Genomic DNA, 22,872 nt, shown 5'->3' with positions numbered 1-22,872 from the left:
CCAGGCCGGTCGTAGGCGACGAACCCTCCGTAGCGCGTGCCGTGCATCGGCTCGGGGGAGTCATGTCGGCCGCGCCGCCGGCGGGTGACCGGGCATCTGATGCCGGCCCTGTACCGGTGCGGGCGGCAGGCCGAGGCCCTGGAGTGCTACGAGCATGCCCGGCGCCGGGTGGCCGGGGAGACGGGCGTCGATCCCGGCGCGCCGCTGCGCCGGCTGTATGAGCAGATCCTCACCGCCGCCCCGGTTCTCGACGTCGACCCGGCCGAGGCCGCCATCGCACCCGTCACCGGGACACGGCGGAGACCTCCAGGCCGGGCCGGCAGCGGATGCCACTGCCGCACCTGCGCCCGGCCGGCTGGTGAAACACCCGCCGCGACCGCTCGCGCGCGGACTCAGGGGTGATCTTCACGGTGAGCTCAGACCGGGGTGACCGCGGTGCACTTCTTGAACGGGAGCCAGGGGCGGTCGCCGTCCGGGCGCGGCGCGCCCGCGTAGGTCGGGTCGCCGATCAGCCTCTGGTCCTCGTGCTCGTGGCTGGTCTCCAGGCCGAAGAGTTTGAAGCCCGTGCTCCACTTGTGGAGGGAGGTGCCCAGGCTGAGCGCGAACCCGGCCTTCCACCAGTCGATGTTGACCTTGTAGTCGAGGCTGCTGAGCTTGCCCTTGTCGTGCAGGAGCCGCTCGAAGGCGGTGGCATCAGGGGCCAGTGGCTCGGCCGCGGAGTGCGGGGAGGGGATGCCCGCGTTGTGGATCTGCTTGAGTCCGCTGTCACCGCCGTCCTCCCCGTTCCGCAGATAGTTCTCCACGGTCTCACTGTCCTTGGGATCCTTGAGGTCCAGCTCCGCGACCTCGGTGTGCACCTCCGTGTCGGTCTTCCCGCCGCCCCCCTCGACATGGAAGGTGAACGGCCCCGCGGGCACCGACCCGCGCACGTCGACGCCGGGATTGCCGCTCATGCCGCGCTCGGCCGTCGTGATCCGCAGCTTGGTCGGACGGTGCTCCTTGCCCTCCCCCTCCTCCCTGTCGTAGTCCTCGGCGTTGTACGTCACGTAGAACTGCTGCATATGGCTGCCCTCACCCTGGTAGCCATTGCCGACCCTGCCGTTGATCTCCATCGTGTAGACGAAGGTGATCTCTCCGTTGCCGCGCATGACCAGGGTGTCGTTCATCCAGGTGCCCTGGGCGCCCTTGCCCGTGAGCTGGCCGACGCTCTTGTTGTCCTTGCCCTTGCGCAGGCTCTTGCCGAACTTGACGTCACCGGACTTCTCATCGGTGGTCTTGGTGATGTCGAGGTCCGGCTGCTTCTCGGGCTCCAGCTCGGGCAGCTTGTCCTTGTTCTCGTTGTGGCAGAGCATGCCGAGCTCGGTGCCCCACGCCCGGGGCGGACCGCTGTTGCACTTCGCCGCGCCCTTCAGATAGTCCGCGAACTCCTTGGCGGCGTTGTAGTTGGCCTCCAGGTCCTTCTGCGGGTCGCCGCTCTCATGACTGTCGAACAGCCATCGCCCGCCACCGCCACCGCCCTTGGTGTAGCTCCCGCTCAACGAGGCACTGCCGCCCCACTGCTTGAGCCCGGGGAAGTCGATGCCGGCCTCCACACCGCCCTGCACCGTTCCCGTGGAATCGAGCGTGACCGACCCGTCGGACCACTGCGTGACCTTCAGCTCACTGCTGGAACTGATCTTGATGAAGAGAATGCGCATCACGGTCTTCTGCTTGTCGGTCTCGGTCGCCAGGATGCATCTGTCGGGCTCGAACGACGCGTCGTCGAATTCCGGTGCGCCGCCCTCTCCGTCCGGCCCCGGCGGGCCGGTGCGACCCGAAGGGCCCGGACTCGGCAGCGCCGTGTCCCCGCCGCCTCCCGGATCCGACTGGCAGGCCCCGCCCAGGATCCGGCACACCGCGTCCCGGAGTCCGACGGCTATGTCCGTCCCGGCCGACGTGAGCGTGAGCGCCAGCACCACGCTCACCACGATGCCGAGCACGCCGAGATACTCCGCCGACGCCTGCCCCCGCTCCCGGGACCGGAAGGGTCCCGCCGAGCCGCTCTTCCTCACGTCTTCGCCTCTCCGCGCGAGCCGGTGATCCGGGTTCGGACCGAACGCTACGGAGCGGACAACAATGAGGGCCTAGGCCCGTGGACCCAGCCCAAGACCCAATTCCCACTACGCTCCGGGCCCTTTGGGCCCTGCGGTGTCACAGGGCGAAAGCGCAGGTGAAGTGGGTGTCGCGGTCCGATGAACACCGGGATCCGGGGTCTCGCGTTCTCGTACGCCCACAACGACAGGTGGCTGTGACGGTACGTCAGATCAAGCGTTCAGGATGGCCCGCCGTCCGAGTCCCCGGCAAGGAGGCGCGGGAGAGGGGCCGCGCTCTCGGCGATGAAGGACCGGAACCGACCGTGGAGGGCAAGGTCCCGCGCCGGAGCGGGATCGTGGCGAGACGGGTCAGTTCATACGATCAGGGGGTTTGATGCAGCCCGCCCGCGCACTCCGGCCGGCTCCTGTTTCCTGTCGGAGCGGCGTGGGGGTGGCCATGACGGGAAGCGGCTTCCGCCGCCTCCCGTGCCGGGTGCCGGCTGACCTCCCGCTCGCTGAACCCGACCAGCGTCAGGAGAGTCATATGCCACCCTCTGGGATCGATCCCGCTGTTTTCCCCTGCCTCGAGGCGGACCTGGACAGGGTCCGTGATGCTCTCGGGCCGGTGCGTATCCACGGCAGGCCCGAACTCGACGCACTCACACTCGAAGGGGCCGGCACGTCCCGCGGCCTGGTCCGTCCCGTCCTCGCTCTGCTCTCGTACTACGTGCTCACCGACCCTTCGAAGCCGGCCGACGACCGTGCGGTGCTCGCCGCCGCGGCCACCGAACTGCTGCACGTGGGCGCGCTCTACCACGACGACGTCGTCGACCACGCCTACGAGCGCCGGGGCGGCCCCAGCACCAACGCGCTGTGGGGTCAGCACCTCGCCATCCTCGCCGGGGACTGCGTGATGCTCTCCGGTCTGGGCATGCTGGCGGGGCTCGGCCAACGTGAGGTCGCCGAGGGGGTGAGGGCGAGCGAACGCATGTGCGCCGGCATGGTGATGGAGGCGGCCGACCTGTATTCGGCCTCGCGCAGCGAACAGTCCTACCTCGACGCGATCGGCGGCAAGACGGCAGAACTGTTCACCCTGGCCTGCCGGCTGGGAGCCCTACAGGCGATCGCGAAAGGCACCGGCCCTCAGGCGACCGCGAACGGCGCCCGGCAGGCACCCGGAAGCGGCGCCCCGCGGGAGGGCCGGCAGGAAGGCCGAGAAGGAGGCCGGGAAGAGGGCCGGGAAGAGGCGCTGGCCGGCTTCGGCCGGGAATTCGGGCTCGCCTATCAGTTACACGACGACATTCTCGACCTGACGTCCACGGAAGAGGAGTTGGGCAAGCCCGTCAACACGGATCTGTCCGAGGGTGTCTACACCCTCCCCGTGATCCGCGCGGCCTCCCGCGACCGCGACCTGGGCCGTCTGCTGGGCAAGGAGGTGACCCGGGAGGAGGCCGCTCGCGCCCGGACCCTCGTTCTCGCGTCGGGGGCCGTGGAGGAGGCACGGGCGCTGGCCGACGCCCACGTGGCCAAGGCCGTGGACCAGCTCTCCGGACTTTCCGAACACCCCCGCGCGGTCGCCGAGTTGAAGGCGTACGCCCAGGCCGTGTTCGACCGGCGCACCGACTCCCGTCCCGCGGCGGTCCCGCGCCAGGCCCGGCAGACGCCTCGGTCCCAGGAGGCCGCGCACGGCCAGCAGGTCACGCGGTGGGTGAAGGACTGGCTCGTGGACACCGGCCTCGCCGCCACCCCGGCGGAGGCCGACCACCACCGCCTGGCCGGAGCCATGTGGATGATCGAGCGGATCCTCCCCCGGGCGACGGACGCGGCCGCCGACGTCGAGGGCGGCGACGTCGAGGGCGGCGACGAGGACGCCTCCGAGAGGAAGCGGGCCACCGCGGCCATGGGCACGCTGATCTGCGTGTGGGACGACATCTTCGAGGATCCGCGGCTGACGGACCCGAGGGCCGTCACCGAGCTGAGGGAGAACCTGGTGGCGACCCTGCGCCAGGACCCGGCCGCCCCCTGGACGCACGGCGCGATCCCGACGGCCTGGGCGCAGTTGTGGCCGCGCCTGCACAAAGGCAGGACAGCACGGTGGCGGGAGGCCTTCCTCGACAGCATCGAGGAGACCTTCCACGCCTGCGAGCGTGAGGCCCTCCACCGCATCAGCGGTTACATCCCCTCGACGGCGGAGTACCTGCCGCTGCGGAGGTCGACCAGTGGGTTCGAGATCGGCATGGGATGCTCGGAGGTTCTCCAGGACCGGGAGATCCCCGCCGCGCTGCGCGGTCACCGCATGGTCCGACGGCTGGAGGAACTCGCCTTCTTCGTCATCTTCGCCGAGAACGACCTGGCGGGACTCGACCAGGACGAGGCGGACCGGATCCCCTACAACCTGGTCAGGGCGATCCGTCACGAGACGGGGTGCAGCCGCGCGGAGGCCGTCGAGCGGGTGGAGCGCCAAGTGGCCGAGAAGCGCGCCCAGTACAACGCGGTCCTCGCGTACGTGCCCGTACTCTTCCGTACGTTGCCCGGCCTCTCCGGCCAGGGCGACCGGTACGCCGCGATCTACGACCGGTTGAAGCTGTTCGTCGATGTCCGGCAGCCCGAGTCCGAACGGTACGCCCCGAGGACCGAGGCGGCCGGACCCGACCTGGCGCGGCTGCGCCGTGAGATCAGCCGGTCCGCCGCCACCGTTCCGTCCCAGCGGTAGTCCGGGAGCCGGAGGACGACGGTGTCCCGCGCGAGCCCCTCGCGCGGGACACCGCCCTCATCACATCGCGGCCTTCCCGGACGGCGCCGGGCCGGTGTCCGCCTGCCGGCCGAGCCGCGCGGCACCCGGCAGCGCGGACCGGGTGCGCCGGTGGAAGGCGAGGAGGCCGACGAGGGCGCTGACGGCGAACCAGGCCAGCTGCACCGCGAAGTCCACGGCGGACACGCTGGTGGAGAAGCCCGCGGCGGTCGCGGCCTGCATGGCACCGTACGAGGGCAGCCACCGCACCATGTCGCTGTCCGCCCCGCTGCTGGCGAGGGGATTCTGCAGAGCCAGGTCCACCACGCTGATCATGACAATGGCGAACATGCCCTCCACCTCGCGGCGCAGGAGTGTACCGAGGGCGACACCCAGCGCGCCGTACGTCATCGCCGTGCAGAAGAGCGCCGTTCCGAGCAGCACGGGCTGCCGGGGCGACCAGAAGCAGCAGATGACCGCGGTGGCGTACGAGCAGACCACCACCGACGCGATGACCAGGCAGGCGACCTTCGCCAGCCCCAGCGGAACGCGGGGAAAGCCGGCCATGGACAGGCGCCGGTCGAACGCCCCGTTGCTGAAGGTCGCGGCGAACATCATGAAGCCGATGATCAGCGTGACCGCGTTCAGAGCCCCGGTGATCTGGGTGAGCCTGTCACCCCCGGCGGTCAGCAGGCGACCGGTGCTCTGCACCCGGAAACGTACCGGATCCTCGGGGACGGTCCAGCCCGACAGAATGACCCACACGGGAAGGAACACGGCCACAAGCAGCATGGCGAACCGGTTCCTGGTGTGCTCCACCAGGCCGTAGCGCGTGGCGATCCCGAACAGCCGCATCCGGCGCCTCACCGCACGTTCTCCTGCATGCCGTGCAGCACACCGTCCCGCAGCCGCCACACCTGGTCGAGCCGGTCCGTGTCGTACGCCAGATGCGAGACGACGAGAACCGACCGGCCGGCGGTCCGCAGGTCCCCGACGAGATCCCAGAAACGCAGATACGTCTCCCAGTCGAAGCCCTGGTACGGCTCGTCCAGCAGCAGCACCTGCGGATCGTGCATCACCGCGAGCGTCAGGTTCAGCTTCTGCCGTGTGCCGCCGCTGAGCGTTCCCACCAGGGCACCGGCGTACTCGGTGAAACCCAGGATCGCCATGACCTCATCGGCCCGCCGCAGATCCGCGACGGCGTACGCCGCGGCGAAGAGCTCCAGGTGCTGACGCACCGTGAACGCGTCGTTGAGCACGACCTCCTGCGGGCAGTACCCGAACCGTCCACCGTGCCGGACCACGCCCCGGTCCGGTCGGAGTTCTCCCGAAAGGACCTTCAGCAGCGTCGACTTGCCCGCCCCGTTCTCACCCACGACACCCACCACCGACCCCGCGGGCAGCGCGACGTCGACACCGCGCAGCACCCGCCGACTGCCGTAGGCATGGTGGACTCCCTCCACCTTCATGAACGCCCCCTGTTCGTCCCGCCGATGTAGGCCGTACGTGTCCTGTCAACGAACAAGCGGTCGCGAGGAAACGCCACGGCGCATGCGGGCCGGGACGCGCGGGTCCGACGCCTCCGCCGGTACCGAAGGGGCGCCAGGAGCGGGTACGGTCGCACACCACGGAGGCGGCCTGTCACGTACGGAGGTTCGGGGGAGCCGGATGCTGAAATCGGTTGTGGCGGGTCTGCTGTGGTCCGCACCCCTGTGGCTGTTGACCGGCCTGGGCCTGGACTCCTGGGGATGGGCCGGGGTCGTCGCGGCCGCCGGCGCCGCCACCGGTCCGGCCGTGCGGGCGGCACGCCGCCACCCGGCCGCCGCGCGGGTGACCGCCCTCGCCGCGCTCGTTCTGGGGGTGGAGGCAGCGGGGGTGGTCCTGCTCGTGTTCGGGATCCGTCAGTTCGGTGACTTCGAACCGTCCCACTGCGACCCCGGGGTGGAGGACTGCGTCGTCGTGGGCAGTGGCACTCCGGAGGAGGTCGTCGAGGAGCAGCGCGACGCCTACACGGAGGGCACCTGGGTGGCCGTCGTGGCGGGCGCGGCGCTCACCCTCATGTTTCCCGTCTCCTTCGCCCTCGGGGCGGCCAAGGTGCGCCGGCGGCGTCATCCACGCCGCGCCAGGCCCTTCCCCGACCACTTCTACGACATGGAGGAGACCGACCGGCGCGACGGTCACCTCCCCGGCTGACCGGGCCCGTGTCTTCCGGCGACCGCCGGGCCGCTCCGGATCAGCGGTTACCGCCCAGGTGGGGCCGGGAGCGTTGGTAGCGTCGGGGGATGCCGCGCCGGCCGGTGCGGTGTGCCGCTCGACCGAGAGAGACCTGATGCCCCCGACGATCCGCAGGGCTGTGATTCCCGCCGCCGGACTCGGCTCCCGCCTCCTGCCCCTGACCAAGGCCATCCCGAAGGAAATGCTGCCGGTCGGCGACAAGCCGGTGATCGAGCACACGGTGCGCGAACTGGTGGCGTCCGGCATCACGGACATCACCATCGTCGTCTCCGGCGGGAAATCGCTGATCCAGGACCATTTCCGGCCCAACCCCGCACTGGTCGAGCAACTGCGCGCGGACGGCAAGACCGCGTACGCGGACGCCGTGGAGGAGGTCGCCGAACTGGCCCGCCAGGGCCACATCACCTACCTCGACCAGCACGGCCCGTACGGCAACGGCACCCCCGTGCTCAACGCCGCCAGGAACTTCGGTGACGAGCCCATGCTGGTGCTCTGGCCCGACGACGTGTTCGTGGCCGACGTGCCCCGTGCCCAGCAGCTCATCCGCGCGTACGAGGCGACCAACTGCCCGGTACTGGCCCTGCTGCCCATGGACCCCACCGAGTCCCAGCGCTACGGTGTGCCCGTGGTCAAGGAGGACCTGGACGACGGCCTGCTGCGCATCACCGGCCTGGTCGAGAAGCCCAAGCCCGCCGACGCCCCCTCCTCGTACGCGGCGATCGGCGGCTATGTCATCACCCCCGGCATCATCGACGAACTGCGCGAGCAGACCAACCGCTGGCACGAACACCGTGACGGCGAGATCTATCTGACCGACGCCATCAACGCCTACGCCGCCGGCCGCGCCGTGTACGGGCAGGTCATCTCCGGCCGCTGGTACGACACCGGCAACCCGGCCGACTACCTCGTCGCCCAGATGGCCTTCGCCCTGGCCCACCCCGAGTACGGGCCCGTCCTGCGCCGCCTCGCCCGCGAACTCGGCGACGGCGACGACCCCGCACCCGGCACGGAGAACACCACGACCTGACCCGCCGATCCCTCCGGGCCGCCCGGCCACGGCGAGCCGCCGATCCTGGTCCACGGCCACCCCTCCTCCGGACCAACAGCCATGTCCTCGCCCACGGTTCGGCCGGGCCAGTCGCGCAGTCGAGCGCTCCTGGCCCGGCCGTCTGTCGCGCGGACAGCCGCTCCTGGCCTTCCGGTCAGGTCAGGTGCGGGTCAGTGGCGGTTGCCGTTGTGGTGACCGTTGTGGTGGCCCCGGCCCCAGGACCGGCTGTCGACGGTGCGACCGTGGTCGTTGCGCAGGGTCGCGGTGTCGCGGCGGTTGTCCCAGATGTAGTCGCGGCGGTCCTGGTACACGTCATTGCGGGTGTCGCGGCCGAGACCGGTGTGGACGCGGACCTTGGAACGCCCTTCCAGCCGGATGTTCTTGAAGCGGTAGCGGTTGCCGTCGGAGTTGCTCAGGGTCCAGCCCCTCAGATTGACCGGTCGGCGGCTGTTGTTGGTGACCTCGACCCATTCCCCGTTCAGGCTGCGGTTCGAGCCGTTGTCCGGCCCCGGACTGTCGGACTGGATCTGACCCAGCACAACGCCCGGCCGCGGAGCCTGGTGGCGGCCGTGGCCGTCGTGGCCGTCGTGGGCCGAGGCCGGCAGAGCCGCTACGGCGAGCAGAGCGCCGGACGCCAGCACACCGGCGGCCAGACGGCGGACAGTACGGAATGAAGACATGATGCCCCCTCAGAAGCGCGCACCGGCACGGCCGGTGCGCTGCGGGTTCCCCGGTCAGATGCCGAGACCCACAGCCTGGCCCGCCCCGCTTCAGGTTCCGGGCAAATCAAATGCGAGTTACGGAACGAGGACATGTCCGTAATCTTCATTCTTCATGACTACTTGTCGCGCGGGCTCTTCGTCCGGCGATCCGTGCATCGCGCATTGATCCGTGCGCCGAGCGGGGGCAACCGCTTACCCGTGTCACCCGTGGGGCTGCCGCTCGCGGAACGGATCGCCTCGGTCGGCGAGAGCCCGGTAACGGAAGCGGGCGGACCGGCAACGGCGCGTTCGACCACCCGGGACCATGGCGTTCGAGCTCGTTGCCTTCCGGGGCGGCGGCGACGGCGGCACTGGCCTCGTCCGCGCCGGTGCCGACGGTCCGGCCGAGGGCTTCGGCCCAGGACACCTTCATCCGCGTGTTCGCTCTTCCGCGGCCGGGGCGCGGGTCAGGGACGGTTCGCGGTGACGCGCCATACATGGGCTGACAGCGTGACGCCGTCAGCCGTCGCGTAGGCGGCGAACGCCTCGGCCGCGGCGGCGCGCACCTGCCGGCGGATGCCGTCGTCGGCGTTCGCCTCGCGCATCCAGTGGCGGACAGGGCCCCAGTCCGTCAAGAAGCCGGCCGCGTCGTCCGGGTCGGCACCCCAGTACTGCGACAGGGTGAACGGTTCGACGGCAACGGAGGTGAAACCGGCTCCGCGCAGGACCTGTTCGCTTCTGCCCGGGTCCGCGAAGGACGCGGGCCCGGTGTGCTGTGTGAAGTCCGGCACGGGAACGCGGGTGCCGATCGCCCGGTAGATCACCGTCTGGTCCATCCGGGCATGCCCTTGGGAGCAGACGAAGACGAGGCGTCCGCCCGGACGCAGCGCCCGCCGGATGTTCGCGAAGGCGGCGACCGGATCGGCGAAGAACATCACACCGAAGCGGCTCACGGCGGCGTCGTAGGCGGCCTCGTCGAACGGAAAGACCTGTGCGTCCCCACGGGCGAAGGAGACCCCCTCCAGGCCGGCCGCGGCGGCGGCCTCGGCCGCGGCCTCCAGCATCGGAGCCGACAGGTCGAGCCCGAGACCCTCGGCTCCGCGCCCGGCGGCCCGGCGGGTGAGCTGACCGGTGCCGCACCCGATGTCGAGAACACGGTGGCCGGCCCGGACACCTGCCGCGTCGAGCAGCAGTTCGTCCGCGCCTTCGTTCAGGGCGTCGTACCGCTCGGGGTGATCGGCCCAGTGCCGGCCCTCGTATCCGTTCCACGCATCCGACTGATCCTGGTTCGCGGTGGTAATCGCCATATCGCCAGTATGACCGTAGGCGCTGTCGGGCGCTCACGCGGTGGGCGGTGCGGTCTTCCGGACGGCAACGCGTCGAGAGAACCGGCAAGTGACCGGCAGGTCCGGCCAGTTGCCGGTGGAGCGGACGCCCGGCGGCGAACACCGCCCGAAGGTGAGCCCACGCCACGAACCCGTCGCGCCGGACCCCGTGACACGGGCGGCCCGGTGATGAGACGCTACGAAGTCCGCGATTCGGACATTTTCGAAGTGGGGGGATCATGACCAAGAGGTCGGGCAAGGGTGTGGAGTACGCGGAGAGCGCCGAGGAGGCCGAGACGCTGCTGCTCGCCGAGGCCGAGCGCATCGGTCTGGACCGGGAGTGGGTGCCGGACGAGACCTGGAACACCACCAAGGACATCGCCGTCAACCCCGTGTACGGCCTCCTGGAGGCGTACAAGACGCTTCTGAAGGACCTGGAGGAGATCCACGACAACACGCGACGCGACGCGCGCCAGGCCAGAGTCGACGCGGTCTGGCCGCAGTTGCGGGAGGCGGCGACACGGACCGGCGCTCATGTGCTGAACATCCTCACCGAGTGCAGGACCCTGTACGTCGAGGGCCGGCGCGTCAACTTCGAGCACACCACGATGACCGCGCAGGAGTTCCGGAACGTCTGCCAGGAGTGGGAGGACCTGCGGACGGAGAGCGCGGTCACCGACCAGGACGTCTTCCACCACTTCCACTGGGAGCCCATCCAGGACAAGGCCGCGGCGAACAAGGGCAACGTCGGCAACACGATCGCCAAGCGGACCGTGCAGGGCTGCGTCCTGGTGTACGTGGGCGCGGTGAAGTTCAACGCCCACATCAACATCAAGGGCTGACCCGGGCACGCGTCGCGGGTGGCGGTGCCCGGAGGGGTGCTGTCCCGCTGTCCCTCAGTCGGTCCTCGGGGGCAGCCGCTCCACCGGCTCGCACGCGTGGCAGCGCCAGAGGCGGACCGTGCCGTCGCCGCGCGAGGTCCCAGATCCGTACCGTGCCGTCCTGGCCGCCGCTGGCCGCCGTCCGCCCGTCCCGGCCGACGGCGAGGCCGAGCACCTCACATACCGGCAGCGCCACGCTCACCACACCCATCACCCACACGTTCCGTACGCAAGGGACCACACACGGCACAAGGGGGGAGAAGCGTGACAGCGCCGGGCCGGACTCATGGGAAAGAGGGCGAGGCGGGCGGGATGCGGTGGGCGACGCCCTCCCCGGGCCACCGCGTACCGGTCAGTTCCGAGGCCCGCTCCCAGAGGGCACCGCCGAGCCGCGGATCGCGGGCGGCACGGGGGATCCGGGCCGGTCCGGGAAGGCCGACGGCCTCGAAGGTGCGTGACGGGCCGAAGTAGTCGCCGGACCGGGCGTTCGCGTCGGTGGCGGCCCGCAGGACGGACAGGGCGCCGCGGTCGGCCCCTTGGTGCAAACCGGGGATCTTCATGACGAGCGTCGTGGCGTTCACGGGCCGCTTCACCGTGTCCTGGCCGAACCGCCTGCCCGTCACCTGGAGATTCGTGGCGCAGGAACCGGGATGCGCGGCGGTGCTCGTCACACCCCACGACCCCAGGTCGCTCCTGCGGCCCAGTTCGAAGGCGAACAGCAGGGCGGCGAGCTTGGACTGCCCGTAGGCGCGCATCCCCGAGTAGCGGCGTTCGAGTTGCAGGTCGGCCAGGTCGAGCCGGGTGGTGGGGAAGTTGATGGCCAGGCTGCCGATGTTCACCACCCGGGGGCCGCGGGACGACGCGCGCAGCGCGTCGAGGAGTCCGCCGGTCAGTGCGAAGTGCCCCAGGAAATTGGTCGCGAGCTGGAGCTCGAAGCCGTCGACGGAGAGTTCACGGCGCGGTACGTCCATGATTCCGGCGTTGTTGACCAGGATGTCCACCGGAGTACCGGATCCGCCGAGCCGGTCGGTGAAGTCCCGTACGGACGCGAGCGAGGAGACGTCCAGACGCTCCTGGGAGACGACGGCACCGGGGGACGCGGCACGGATCGCCTCGACCGCGGCCCGCCCCTTGTCCGGGTCGCGCACCGCGAGGATCACCCGGGCACCTGCCCCCGCCAACTGCTTCGCCACTTCGAATCCGACCCCGCTGGTCGCCCCGGTCACGATCGCCGTGCATCCCGTGCGGTCCGGCATCGTCCATGTGCTGTGATCAGTCACTCTGTTCTGCTTCCTGTGCGAAAGGCGTTGCTGTGGGACAGGCGGGTGGGCGGGTGGCCGTGGCCATGGGGTGCGCCGACGGGCGGCAGTCGCCGTCCGGGCGCCGGCTCTCCCCGGGGGCGAGTGCGCCGGGCCGGGCCAGGCCAGGCCCATGAAGATCGACCGGACCGGCCGGTCAGGGCGCCCGGTGACCGGAGCCGTGCGCGTCGGTGTTCCACTGGACGAGGAACCGCAGGGCATCCTCGGAGGCGGAGCCGGGGCGTGCGGTGAAGCTGACCAGGGACAGCCCCGGGCGTCCCTCGACGGCGTAGAGCTGGGCGTCCAGCGTCAGGGGGCCCGTCAGCGGGTGGTGGTACGTCTTGCGCCGCAGTTTCGGGCCGCTCACCGACTGGGTGGCCCACCAGGCGCGGAAACGGGAGTCGCGGACGCTCAGCTCGCCCACGAGTGCCTGGAGCGCCGCGTCGTCCGGGCGCCGCCCGGCCTCCATGCGGAGCGCGGCGACGGACTCCTTCGCCATGGGCTCCCAGCCGTCGCCGAACAGAGCCTGGTAGCCGGGATCGAGGAAAGCCAGGCGCACCAGGTTGCGCCGGTCCTCCGGCAGGGCGTCGAAGTCGACCAGGAGCCACGCGGCCGCCCTGTTCCAGGCCAGGACGTCCATGCGCCGGTTGAGGACGAGGGCGGGCAGCTCGGTCAGGCTTCGCAGCAACTGCCGCACGTTGCCCGGCACCCGGTCCTCCTCGGCACCGCCGTGACCGGAGGGTGAGGAGGCGACGCCGGCCACCGCGAAGAGATACTGCCGTTCGTCCGCGCCCAGCTCCAGCGCGTCCGCCAGCGCGGTCAGGACCGCACGCGAGACACGCCGTTTCCGGCCTTGCTCGATGCGGACGACATAGTCGACGCTGACGTGCGCCAGCTCGGCCAGCTCCTCCCGCCGCAGCCCCGGGACCCTTCTTGTTCCGCCGTCGTCGAGGACCCCCAGCCGGGCGGGGTCCGCGCGGGCCCGCAGAGCGCGCAGGAAGTCGCCCAGTGCCCGGTCGTCCCGCCGGGTTCCGGGAGCAGCGCCCTCCCGCCGCGGCCCCTGCCCGCGCGCCCCGGCGGCCCCGGCGGCCTCGTTGGCCCCGGCGGCCTCGTTGGTTTCGTCGGAATCCGTGCGCCTCATAGGAACCAGCATGAAAGGGGAAGCGCGGATGTGCCTGGTACCCCCGGTCCCAGGCAGCGGGGACGCGGGGGGTCCGGTCGTCGTGGCCACCGCCCGGTCGCGGATCCGGTCGTGGCGGGGGAGTCAGCCCGGGGTGCGGGTGTGCTCGCGGCGGTACTCGCCGGGGGCTTTTCCGTACTCGCGCTTGAAGGCGCGGTTGAAGGCGGATTCGGAGGTGTAGCCGGTCAGCCGGGCGATGGTGTGCAGGGGGGTGTCGTCGAGGCGCAGCAGGGTGCCGGCCGAGGTCATCCGCCACCAGGTGAGGTAGGTGAGCGGTGGGGTGCCGACGAGGGCGGTGAAGCGGCGGGCGAACGCCGCTCGCGACAGGCCCGCGCGTGTGCCCAGTTCCTCGACCGTCCAGGGGTGGGTGGGGTCACGGTGGAGGTGATGGAGCGCGGTGCTGACCGCCGGATCGGACAGGGCTGCCGCCCAGCCGGTGGTGGCGCTCCGGGCGCGCTCCTTGTACCAGGTGCGCAGGATGTACAGCAGCATCGTGTCCAGCAGGCTGGAGACGATGGCGTCGGAACCGGGGTTGTGCTCGTCGAGTTCGTCGCCGAGGAGGGCGACGACGGCCGCGAGGGGAGCCTGCCGGCTGACGCGTGCGGGCAGGTGGATGAGGTCCGGGAGTTCCGTCAGGAGCGGGTGCGGGCGGGCGCGGCTGAGTTGGTAGGAGCCGCAGATGAGGACGGTGGCGGGGGGTGTGCTCCGCGCTTCGGTACGGGGGATCCAGGCGTCGTCCAGGTCCTGGGTGGCGTCGACGAGCGCACGGGAAGGGTGGTCGGCGAGGGCGATCTCCCGCCCGTGGGAGACGAAGACCACGTCGCCCGCCGCGAGAGCCACCGGTGCGGCGCTGCCCGACAGCAGCCAGCACCCGCCCGCGAGCACCACATGGAACCCGGGGCCGCTGGTCGGCGCGAAGCGCAGGCCCCAGGGAGCGGTGAGGTGGGTACGTGCCGAGTGCGGCCGGCCGGTCCGGATCGCGGCTACCGCGTCACTGACGACATCCATGACAGGAACTCTACGGGGAAGGGCCGATGCGAGACGTACGGCTAAGGAAGCGAGACTTTGGGGCATGGATCGTCTTGCCGGACGGCTCTACCGTCGGAATGTGTGAGGTGTCCCGGAGCGGCCGGCCACCGACAGCATCCCGAGACCGAGGAACCATGGCCCCCCTTGCTTCAACCGTTCCGCGTACCGCTGCCGAGGACGGCGAGTTCGCCGGAAAACGTGTCCTGGTGACGGGAGGGACGCGTGGGATCGGCGCGGCGATCGTCGACAGGCTCACCCGGGCCGGCGCCGCGGTCGCCTTCACCGCCCGCTCCGCGTCCGTGCGGGAGAACGAGCTGTTCGTGCGGGCCGACGTCGGCACCCGGGAGGGGATCGAAGTGATCACCCGGCATGTGAACGAGCGTCTGGGCGGGGTCGACATTCTCGTCCACAACGCGGGCGCCGACGGAGACCGGCACGTTCCGCTGCTGACCCAGGAGGACGCCGTGTGGCAGTTCGTCATGGACGTCAACCTCTTCGGTCCCGCACGGCTCGACCGGGCGCTGGTGCCCGGCATGGCCGAGCGCGGCGCGGGAGCCGTGGTCCACATCTCCTCGCTCTCCCGCTCGATCCCGAGCGCGAACCGAGTTCCGTACGGGGCGGCCAAGGCGGCTCTGTCCCACTACAGCAAGGGGCTGGCCAACGAGGTCGCCCCGCGGGGGGTCCGCGTCAACAGTGTCACTCCCGGTTTCACCGAGAGTGACTGGGGCCGTTCCTTCGTCGCGGCCCTCGCGGACACGGCGGGCGTCGACTACGACGAAGGCCGCCGCATGGTCATGAACGGGATCGGTGGCATTCCCCTCGGCCGGCCGGCACGCCCCGAGGAGGTGGCCGAGCTGGTGGCCTTCCTGGTCTCGGACCGGGCGTCATCGATCACCGGCGCCGAACACGTCATCGACGGCGGCAGCAGGCCCACTGTCTGATCCACCCCCTGAAGGAGCCACAACCCCCATGAACACCAACCCCATCGAGCTGCCCGACGTGGTGAGCCGCTATCTGGAGGCCCACCGCGTCCGGAACACACCGACCGCCCTCTCGGCGTTCCACGAGAGCGCCACCGTCACCGACGAGGGCGTCACCCACACCGGAACCGGCGCCATCGAAACGTGGCTCGGCACAGCGGCGAGCGAGTTCACCTACACCACCGAAAGGCTCGGCGCGGAGCGACTGGACGACACCCACTGGGTGGTGACGAACCGGCTGGAGGGCGACTTCCCCGGCGGACGCGTCGATCTCCGCTACCGCTTCACGCTGCGCTCCGGCCTGATCGAGGACCTCACCATCGCCCCGTGACCGACCCGCACATCGCGCCCCGCCGGGGCGCGCCCTCGGCGTGAGGCGGGCCGGTGTCCCGGATCGGCCCGACGAGGCCTGGGATCGATCCGGGACGGGCGGTGAGGGATGGGTCGGCGCGCCCGCACCCCTGCCACCGCTCGGCATTCGATACGGCGCGGCTTCCGGATTGCCGCAGAAGGCGGATGAGGTACCGATTCACTCCCACGGGCCGTTCCCCGCACGGCTGTGGGGATCGGACGTACGCGGCTCGTCGTCCACGACGACGCCGTCGCGCGTGCGTGGCCCCGCACCGGCGTGTATGCGCAGCTCTGACGGACCTGGGCAGGGATGTTCGGTTCCGCGGCACGAACGGCGGATGACGATTCACCCGCCAGTGTGAACAAGGCATCGGCAGGGCCTGTAGGGCAATCCACTGACGGCGCCGCGTCGAATGGCCACACGGCGACGGAATGCTGGGGCGAGGAGCCTTCGCCGGGCCGGATCGGAGTCGTGCATCGGACTCCGGGGTATCCGGCGGGACCGTACGGGCGGTACGACGTACTCCTGTGGTCCGGGACCGCCTCCCGCCGGCCGGGCGCCCGTCACCGGTCGGCGGGAGGCTCGTGTCTGCCAGGGACGGCAGGACCTGGCAGACCACACCCCCTACGGCCGACGCGTCGGCGACAGGCCGGAGGGACACCGCCGCCACGGAGGCTACGGAGCCTACGGTGCGGCCTTCTCCCCGGTCTGGTCGGCGGCGAACCACGTGCCCTGGAGGCCCTGCCCGTTGGCGTCGCCCGCCCTCGTGTCACCGGAGAACCGGTAGAGGGGGTGTCCGCCGACCGTTATCTGGACCGAGCCGTCGGGGCGGCGGATCGCGCCGACCTGCCGCTCGTCCACTCCGGCCAGATAGACGTTCCCGCCCTCCTCGATGGTCACGGGCGGCCACGTCACGGCGCAGGCGTCGACACACGCGGACCGCGGGGGATTCGTCGTGTCACGGTCGAAGCGGTACAGCGTCGCCTGATTGATGTTGATCAGGTGCCTGCCCAGCTCCGGTGACTGGACGGCGGACAACTGGACCCACTGCGGTGGTGTCTCCTGCACGGCGGCACCGACCACGCTGCCGCCGTCGCCGGTCCTCCCGTTGTCGGCCGCGCTGCTGTCGACCACCCGCAGCGCGGCGTTGCCGTTGGCCGGCTGCGGTGAGGCCGTGGCGGGCGGCGGCGCGGAGGAGGCCTTCGTGTCCTTGCCGGAGTCGGAGGAGTCCTCGATGGTGATCGTCTTCCCGCAGGAGGTCAGGGCGAGCAGGGCGCACAGGACGACCGGGGCGGCCACGGCCGCCCCGCCCCACGGTCCGCGCGAGCGGCGTCTGTTCGAATTCACGCATGCATCACGAGACAGAGAGACGAAAGGTTCATCCGCGGGGTGCGCGAACCGTCTGAACCACCTGGTGGCGCGTCTCGTTCTTCCTCACAGGAGAGACATACGACCCGCACCGCTCCGAGGGGGAACCGCCATGGCAGACATCTTCGTGCCCGGGGACGAACTGGACGACGCGCGCCAGGCCCTGGGCTTCGTCCAGGACCACATCGACATCGGACACCACACCTTCGACTTCGACAAGGCCTTCGGCCCGGAACTCTCCCGCGGCTCGGCGCAGAACTTCGAGAACAAGTGGGACGACGGCAAGAAGCAGCTCATCAAGCAGGTGAAGGGCATCAAGGAGGCGATGGACCAGATCATGGACAGCTTCACGAAGACCGACCAGGACGCCGCGTCCAACCTGAGCACGGGACAGGAGGGCGGCACCTCATGAGGACCGCCGCACGCTTTCTTCTGAACGTGCCCGACGTGTGGACCGAGATGGACATGAGCGGGGAGCAGATGGCCACCGCACGGGCCGAGGCGCTGTCCGCGACCGACAACCCGCGGGAGAGGGCCAGGATCAACGACCTGTTCCGGCAGGGCCGTGAGATCAGCCGGTCCGCCCGCGACCACGGTGCCCTCTTCTCCGCCGGTACCGCCACCTTCTACGACGACGGACTCTTCCTGGCCTACGCCATGGTCTTCGCCGTGACGACGCCCGAGGGGATGGAGCTGACCCTGCCGGTGCTCTCCGCGCAACTGGGCCTGTCCGACGCCACCGGCGTCGCCCCCAAGGACCGGGTCATCACCAGTGCGACGGTACCGAGCGTGGGGCGCGTCGCCCGCGTCACCGGAACGGAGGAGACCCGGATCACGGCCGACATCAACGTCAAGCTGCTGACGATGCACACCATGATGCCGGTGCCCGGCAGCCCCCAGGAGTTCCTCGTGGTGACATGCGCCAGCCCCAACCTGCCGCTGAAGGAGCAGGTGTACGACCTCTTCGACGCGGTCACCGGAACCTTCCGCTTCGTGTCGCAGGACGGCGGGATCACGCCGGACCCGGCCTGACGGGGCCCGTACGCGCGGGCACGTACTTCGCGCGCGCCGCGCGCCCGGAACGCCGCGCGCCCGGACCACGGACCGGTGGAACTGGTGGACCGGTGGAAGCGGAGCGGTGAGCACCGGCGGCGGGTGGGGGTGGGGGGCGGATACCGGAAGATCCGGACCCGCCCCCCACCGCGACAGGGGGCCTATACGCCGGTCCGCTCCTCCGGCCCGCTCAGAGGGACCTGTACGCTCCGCAGCGCGCCGTCGCCCAGGTGGAGCAGGCCCCGCCCCGGCTGCGGGGCCCGGCCGACGACTCCTCGGGTCAGTTTCACCCCGATGACCTCACCGTCGGCGAGGTTCTGCGGCGAGAGCAGCATGCCGGTCCGATTCCGCTTCACCTGGCCCATCCAGCCGGCCAGACTCAGCGACAGCGACTCGGCGTTGCCGGCGGCCAGGACCCCCCAGCCGTTGCCCGCGCCACCGCGCGCCAGCAGGGCCAGGTCCGGGTCTATCTCGGCGCCCATGAACAGCTCCGCGTCATCCACGACGATCACCGCGTTCTCCTCCGGCACGTTGCCCAGCACCTTGCGGAACTCGGCGAGCGAGACCTCGGGATCGGTGATCACGGCGGCCACTCCGGGCCGTCCCGCGAGCTCGCGCAGCGGCGAGCGCCGCGGCGCCAGCACGATCAGACCGGTGCCCGCCCCCAGCAGCGAGTGCGCGGCGGTGAGCAGCGCGGTGCTGCGGCCGGTACGGGGAGGGCCGGCGACGACGAAGGTGGGCACGTCGGCGAGGTCGGGCCCGAGGATGTCGAGGGTGTCGCCCCCGACGGCGATCAGTGGCCGCATCCGGAGATCCCCGCCCGCGGTGCGCAACGCCATGGCCTCCTGGAAGCCGATGCGTTCCGGGAGCAGGTCCAGGTGCGGTGCCCGGTGTGACGGGGGGACGTCCGTCTCGCGTGCGGTCAGTTCCGCGCCGAGCCGCAGGAGCAGTTCCGCCTGGGCGGTGCCCGAGAGGTCCTCGCCCAGGACGGCGATCTGCACCTCGGTGAGGTCCGGCGTGCTCAGGCCCCGGCCCGGCACCGGGTCGGCGGGCGCCGACTTCGAGGGGATCCCGACCGAGGAGTAGTCGGCCCGGTCGTTCAGCCGCAGCACGATCTTGTCCTCGGTGGTGCCGCCGAACCTGCTGTTGCCCAGCACCTTGTCACCGGCGAGCACGACATGGATGCCGACGCCCGCCCCGTCCCGCAGCAGCCGGATCATCCGCTCCAGATAGCTGCCGTTGTCGAAGCTCGCGTACTCCCGCTCGAACACCTCGAACCGGTCGACGAGCAGGACGATGTGCGGCGGGCGCTCCTCCGGCGCCGCCATCCGGCGCAGCTCCGCGAGGTCGGCCGTGCCCCGGGTGCCCAACAGGCCCTGACGCACGGTGAGTTCGGTGGTCAGACGGTCGAGCAGCCGGTCCAGTCGTTCGGTCTGGTTGCGGTCGACGACCGCGCCGCAGTGCGGCAGCGCGGTCAGCGCGTTGAGGGCGCCGTTGCCGCAGTCGACGCCGTACAGATGGACGTCGTCCGCGCCGTGCGCCTGGGCGAGTGCCGCGGCCAGCGTACGCAGGGCCTGCGACCGTCCGCTGCGCGGCGAACCGATGAGGTGGAGGTGTCCGGCCCGGTCGAGGTCGAAGGCCAGTCCGGCCCGGCTCTGCTGGGCCGGCCGGTCCACCGTCCCGTACTCCACCGCGGGCAGGGCGGCCTCCCGTTCACCCCGTGGCTCCGGCGCCGGCGGCGGCGTCCACACCAGGACGTCGGGAAGCGGCGGGAGCCACGGGCTGGGCTGGCGCGGCACCCCGGCCACGCGAGCCGCCCGCGCGACCGCCGAGGTCAGTACCGAGAGGTCCGTGACGGCCTCGGTGGCGGCACCCCTGTTGCCGCCCGCCCCGGAGAGCGCCCCGCGCAGCGGACCGCCCAGCTCCTGCCAGGAGACGGTGCGCACATGGACGGGCACCTCGTCGTCCGCGGTCGGCGCCCCGGACAGACGGCGGCCCCCGACCCGCCCCGACTGGAACGGCAGCAGGGTGGAGGGACCGAGCCGGGCGTAGGCGCGGCCGGGAGTCGCGGGCGAGATGTCCCCCGCGTCGGGAGCGTCGATGATGTCGCGGCTCTCGGAGGTGTCGGTCGTCCGCAGGGCGATCCTGAGGTTGGTGTTGGCCCGGATGTCCGCGGTGACCGCCCCGCTCGGACGCTGTGTCGCCAGCACCAGGTGGATGCCGAGCGAACGGCCGCGCTGGGCGATGTTGACCAGCCCGGAGATGAAGTCGGGCAGTTCGCGGACCATCGAGGCGAACTCGTCGATGACCAGGAGCAGACGTGGCAGCGCCGGCAGGACGTCGCCGCCCCGGCCGCGCTTGTCGAGGTAGTCCTCGATGTCCTTCGCCGCGGCAGAGGACAGGAGCGTCTCGCGGCGGCGCAGTTCCGCGCCCAGGGACACCAGGGCACGCTCGACGAGATGCGTGTCCAGGTCGGTGACCAGGCCGACGGTGTGCGGCAGTTCGGCGCATTCGGCGAACGCGCTGCCCCCCTTGTAGTCCACGAGCACGAAGGTCATCTCGTCGGGCCTGTTCACCACGGCGAGGCCGGCCACGAGCGTCTGGAGCAGCTCCGACTTCCCGGAGCCGGTCGTGCCGGCGATCAGCGCGTGCGGCCCGTCCCGCACCAGGTCCACGGTGAAGTCGCCGTCGTATCCGGTGCCCAGCAGCGCCCGCGTGCTGCGCCCGCCCAGTGACCAGCCCGCGACGACGGCCTCCGCCGTCGGGGGCTCGAGGTTCAGCAGGTCGAGCAGGCGGACGGAACCGGGCAGCGCGCTCTCGTCACTGTCCCCGACCCCGCGCAGCGGAGCCAGCGCCCGCGCGAGCCGGTCGTACCAGCCGGGCTCGGGCGAGTCCGCGCGCACCTCCTCCAGGGCCGCGCCCGCGCCCGTACGGACCCGCGCGCCGGCGCCGGCACTCGCCGCGGTCACCACGACGGCGCCGCACTCCTCGGGGAGCAACCGCTCCTCCCGGTCCATGCACAGGGTGTAGACGCCCACGGCCGGGCCGTCGCGCAGCAGGGCGATCACACCCGGCAGCGAGCGTGCCCGCCGGACCTGGTCGAGGACCACGAGCAGGTCGGGATAGCCGTTCACGCCGCCGCGCACCAGATCCGGGCCGGCCTGCTGTCTGGCGGCCACGAGCTGGCCCAGCTCGCCGATCCGGCGGGCCAGGGAGTCGGCCGTCGAGCCGACCAGGGCGAAGGCGTCCTCGTTCTGCGGCTGGCAGTGCGGGAGCCAGCGCGTCCACGACCAGTCCCGTTCGCCGTCCGGACCCGTCAGGACCACGATCCGCAGATCGGCGGGGCTGTGCAGCGACGCGGCCTGGGCCGTCATCCATCCGGCCAGACGGCCCGCGCCGGGGCCGGCGATCCCGGAGACACCGGCCCGTCGCAGCGGTACCGACACCGGGACCTGGTCGAGCCACGGCACGGTGGACCTGCGGTGTTCGTCCAGCGACGGGTCGTCCACCGTCAGGGAGGACGGCAGGTCGGCCGTACCCGCCCGTACGGACAGGAAGTCCTGATCCTGCCAGCGGCGCTCCCACAGCCGCTCGGAGGGCCGCACGGCCATCTGCAGCAGCGAGGCGGGATCGGGCAGTGACCGTCGCAGGTCGCGCTGCTCCTCCAGAATGGCCGCTTCGATGTCGGCCCGTATCCGGTCCCGCCGCTCCTCGTACTCCTCGACCTGCTCCAGATACTTGAGCATGGCCTGCTTGCGGCCGCCGAACTGGGTGACCAGCGCGGCGATCGGGGAGAGCAGGGCGATGAACACGAACGCCCAGCGCTGCGTCACGAAGATGGCGATGGCGGCGCTGCCCGCGGGGAGCAGCAGGATCGGCAGCAGCGGGATGGGCCGCTTGTCCGGCTTCACCGGCGGTGTCGGCAGACGGAACTTCGCGTTGCTGGGCTGCGGCACGAAGCGCGGAGGCCGGTTGAACTCCAGGCCAAGACCGTCCGCGGCGGGGGTGAGGGGCGCCGTGGCCGTCCGGTGCGACGACAGCTCGAACAGGATCCCGCCGACGGCCAGTTGGCTGCCCTCCCGCCACGGGACGGCGCGCGGGACCGGCTTGCTGTCCAGCAGCGCGTGCTCCGTCGCCGCCAGCTCCGCCGTCCCGTCCACCCGCACCCGGACCCTCGCCGCCGGCGAGGCGGTGCCCGGGAGCCGGATACGGCAGGTGTCGCCGCCCCCGATGTCGTAGTCGCCCGGCGGCAGCCGGTGGACCGTACCGGCACCCGGCCCCGACACGACACGCAGTTCGGTGTGTCCCTCGGGCTCGGGCTCCCGTGGAAGGGGAGCGTCGAGCCCGAGGTCCATCCCGTCCCGCACCCCGGCCGCCCGCAACGTGGCCTCGGGGTCGACCTGCCCGGACCCGACGTACAGCGCCGGAGGCGCCCCGTCGGCAGTGACGTGGCCGACGGTACGAGCCAGCTCTGCTGCCAGCCGCCCGGCACGGGCGGTGGGTTCGGTGTCGACGACGACGCTGGTCGACACCCCCTCGTCCAGCGGGTCGCGGACGCTGATGTTCAATCGCACGGCGATCGTCTTCCTCGGATGGCTCGGTGACGCGGACGGTGCTGA

General features: G+C 71.3%; 19 protein-coding genes. 9 read left to right on the top strand and 10 right to left on the bottom strand.

Annotated features, from left to right (window positions below):
- Positions 1–36 precede the first annotated feature (36 nt).
- Positions 37–402, top strand: a complete 366-nt coding sequence (locus tag ACFYYH_RS18815) for a BTAD domain-containing putative transcriptional regulator (protein WP_388551946.1) — start codon at positions 37–39, stop codon at positions 400–402.
- Between the two features lie 14 nt (positions 403–416).
- On the opposite strand, the gene ACFYYH_RS18810 is transcribed toward ACFYYH_RS18815, so the two are convergent.
- Positions 417–2,051, bottom strand: a complete 1,635-nt coding sequence (locus ACFYYH_RS18810; protein WP_388551945.1) for a hypothetical protein — start codon at positions 2,049–2,051, stop codon at positions 417–419.
- Between the two features lie 565 nt (positions 2,052–2,616).
- Here ACFYYH_RS18810 and ACFYYH_RS18805 point away from each other — a divergent pair.
- The gene (locus ACFYYH_RS18805; RefSeq protein WP_388551943.1) at positions 2,617–4,785 is read left to right on the top strand and encodes a polyprenyl synthetase family protein; all 2,169 of its coding nucleotides are present in this window, start codon (positions 2,617–2,619) and stop codon (positions 4,783–4,785) included.
- A 60-nt stretch (positions 4,786–4,845) separates the two neighbouring features.
- Here the strand turns inward: ACFYYH_RS18805 and ACFYYH_RS18800 are convergent, their stop codons facing one another.
- Entirely contained in the window at positions 4,846–5,670 is an 825-nt protein-coding gene (locus ACFYYH_RS18800; protein ID WP_388551941.1) for an ABC transporter permease, read from the bottom strand.
- On the bottom strand, positions 5,667–6,272 hold the full coding sequence (locus ACFYYH_RS18795; protein WP_388551940.1) for an ABC transporter ATP-binding protein: 606 nt from the start codon (positions 6,270–6,272) through the stop codon (positions 5,667–5,669). The genes ACFYYH_RS18800 and ACFYYH_RS18795 overlap by 4 nt, the downstream gene beginning before the upstream one ends.
- A gap of 199 nt (positions 6,273–6,471) precedes the next feature.
- Between ACFYYH_RS18795 and ACFYYH_RS18790 the strand changes: the two genes are divergently transcribed.
- Together ACFYYH_RS18790 and ACFYYH_RS18785 are read left to right on the top strand one after the other, a co-directional pair.
- Positions 6,472–6,996: a hypothetical protein gene (locus ACFYYH_RS18790; RefSeq protein WP_388551939.1), complete on the top strand. Its 525-nt coding sequence runs from the start codon at positions 6,472–6,474 to the stop codon at positions 6,994–6,996.
- A gap of 136 nt (positions 6,997–7,132) precedes the next feature.
- Positions 7,133–8,065, top strand: coding sequence for a UTP--glucose-1-phosphate uridylyltransferase (locus tag ACFYYH_RS18785; protein WP_388551937.1), 933 nt, complete (start codon positions 7,133–7,135; stop codon positions 8,063–8,065).
- A gap of 191 nt (positions 8,066–8,256) precedes the next feature.
- Here the strand turns inward: ACFYYH_RS18785 and ACFYYH_RS18780 are convergent, their stop codons facing one another.
- Together ACFYYH_RS18780 and ACFYYH_RS18775 are read right to left on the bottom strand one after the other, a co-directional pair.
- Positions 8,257–8,766, bottom strand: a complete 510-nt coding sequence (locus ACFYYH_RS18780; RefSeq protein WP_388551935.1) for a lamin tail domain-containing protein — start codon at positions 8,764–8,766, stop codon at positions 8,257–8,259.
- A 488-nt stretch (positions 8,767–9,254) separates the two neighbouring features.
- A complete protein-coding gene (locus ACFYYH_RS18775) occupies positions 9,255–10,094 on the bottom strand; it encodes a class I SAM-dependent methyltransferase (protein WP_388551933.1) in 840 nt (279 codons plus the stop codon).
- A gap of 257 nt (positions 10,095–10,351) precedes the next feature.
- Here ACFYYH_RS18775 and ACFYYH_RS18770 point away from each other — a divergent pair, with 257 nt between their 5' ends.
- Positions 10,352–10,954: a hypothetical protein gene (locus ACFYYH_RS18770; protein ID WP_388551931.1), complete on the top strand. Its 603-nt coding sequence runs from the start codon at positions 10,352–10,354 to the stop codon at positions 10,952–10,954.
- 323 nt (positions 10,955–11,277) lie between these two features.
- On the opposite strand, the gene ACFYYH_RS18765 is transcribed toward ACFYYH_RS18770, so the two are convergent.
- The 3 genes from ACFYYH_RS18765 to ACFYYH_RS18755 all read right to left on the bottom strand — a co-directional run bounded on the left by ACFYYH_RS18765 (position 11,278) and on the right by ACFYYH_RS18755 (position 14,479).
- Entirely contained in the window at positions 11,278–12,273 is a 996-nt protein-coding gene (locus ACFYYH_RS18765) for an SDR family oxidoreductase (protein WP_388551929.1), read from the bottom strand.
- A 175-nt stretch (positions 12,274–12,448) separates the two neighbouring features.
- A complete protein-coding gene (locus ACFYYH_RS18760; protein WP_388551927.1) occupies positions 12,449–13,432 on the bottom strand; it encodes a helix-turn-helix transcriptional regulator in 984 nt (327 codons plus the stop codon).
- 123 nt (positions 13,433–13,555) lie between these two features.
- A complete protein-coding gene (locus tag ACFYYH_RS18755) occupies positions 13,556–14,479 on the bottom strand; it encodes an AraC family transcriptional regulator (RefSeq protein WP_388551925.1) in 924 nt (307 codons plus the stop codon).
- Between the two features lie 155 nt (positions 14,480–14,634).
- Between ACFYYH_RS18755 and ACFYYH_RS18750 the strand changes: the two genes are divergently transcribed.
- A complete protein-coding gene (locus tag ACFYYH_RS18750) occupies positions 14,635–15,441 on the top strand; it encodes an SDR family oxidoreductase (protein ID WP_388551923.1) in 807 nt (268 codons plus the stop codon).
- A 28-nt stretch (positions 15,442–15,469) separates the two neighbouring features.
- Positions 15,470–15,811, top strand: coding sequence for a nuclear transport factor 2 family protein (locus tag ACFYYH_RS18745; protein ID WP_388551922.1), 342 nt, complete (start codon positions 15,470–15,472; stop codon positions 15,809–15,811).
- A gap of 705 nt (positions 15,812–16,516) precedes the next feature.
- Here the strand turns inward: ACFYYH_RS18745 and ACFYYH_RS18740 are convergent.
- On the bottom strand, positions 16,517–17,179 hold the full coding sequence (locus tag ACFYYH_RS18740; protein WP_388551920.1) for a hypothetical protein: 663 nt from the start codon (positions 17,177–17,179) through the stop codon (positions 16,517–16,519).
- 133 nt (positions 17,180–17,312) lie between these two features.
- Here ACFYYH_RS18740 and ACFYYH_RS18735 point away from each other — a divergent pair, with 133 nt between their 5' ends.
- Positions 17,313–17,612: a hypothetical protein gene (locus ACFYYH_RS18735; RefSeq protein ID WP_388551918.1), complete on the top strand. Its 300-nt coding sequence runs from the start codon at positions 17,313–17,315 to the stop codon at positions 17,610–17,612.
- A complete protein-coding gene (locus ACFYYH_RS18730; RefSeq protein WP_388551916.1) occupies positions 17,609–18,232 on the top strand; it encodes a hypothetical protein in 624 nt (207 codons plus the stop codon). The genes ACFYYH_RS18735 and ACFYYH_RS18730 overlap by 4 nt, the downstream gene beginning before the upstream one ends.
- A 182-nt stretch (positions 18,233–18,414) precedes the next feature.
- Here the strand turns inward: ACFYYH_RS18730 and ACFYYH_RS18725 are convergent, their stop codons facing one another.
- Entirely contained in the window at positions 18,415–22,827 is a 4,413-nt protein-coding gene (locus ACFYYH_RS18725) for an FtsK/SpoIIIE domain-containing protein (RefSeq protein WP_388551914.1), read from the bottom strand.
- Between the last annotated feature and the right edge of the window lie 45 nt (positions 22,828–22,872).

Source organism: Streptomyces sp. NPDC002018, assembly GCF_042890865.1.
GTDB lineage: Bacteria > Actinomycetota > Actinomycetes > Streptomycetales > Streptomycetaceae > Streptomyces.
The sequence above is the reverse complement of the archived record's forward strand: the minus strand, read 5'-3'. Positions and strand labels throughout refer to the sequence as shown.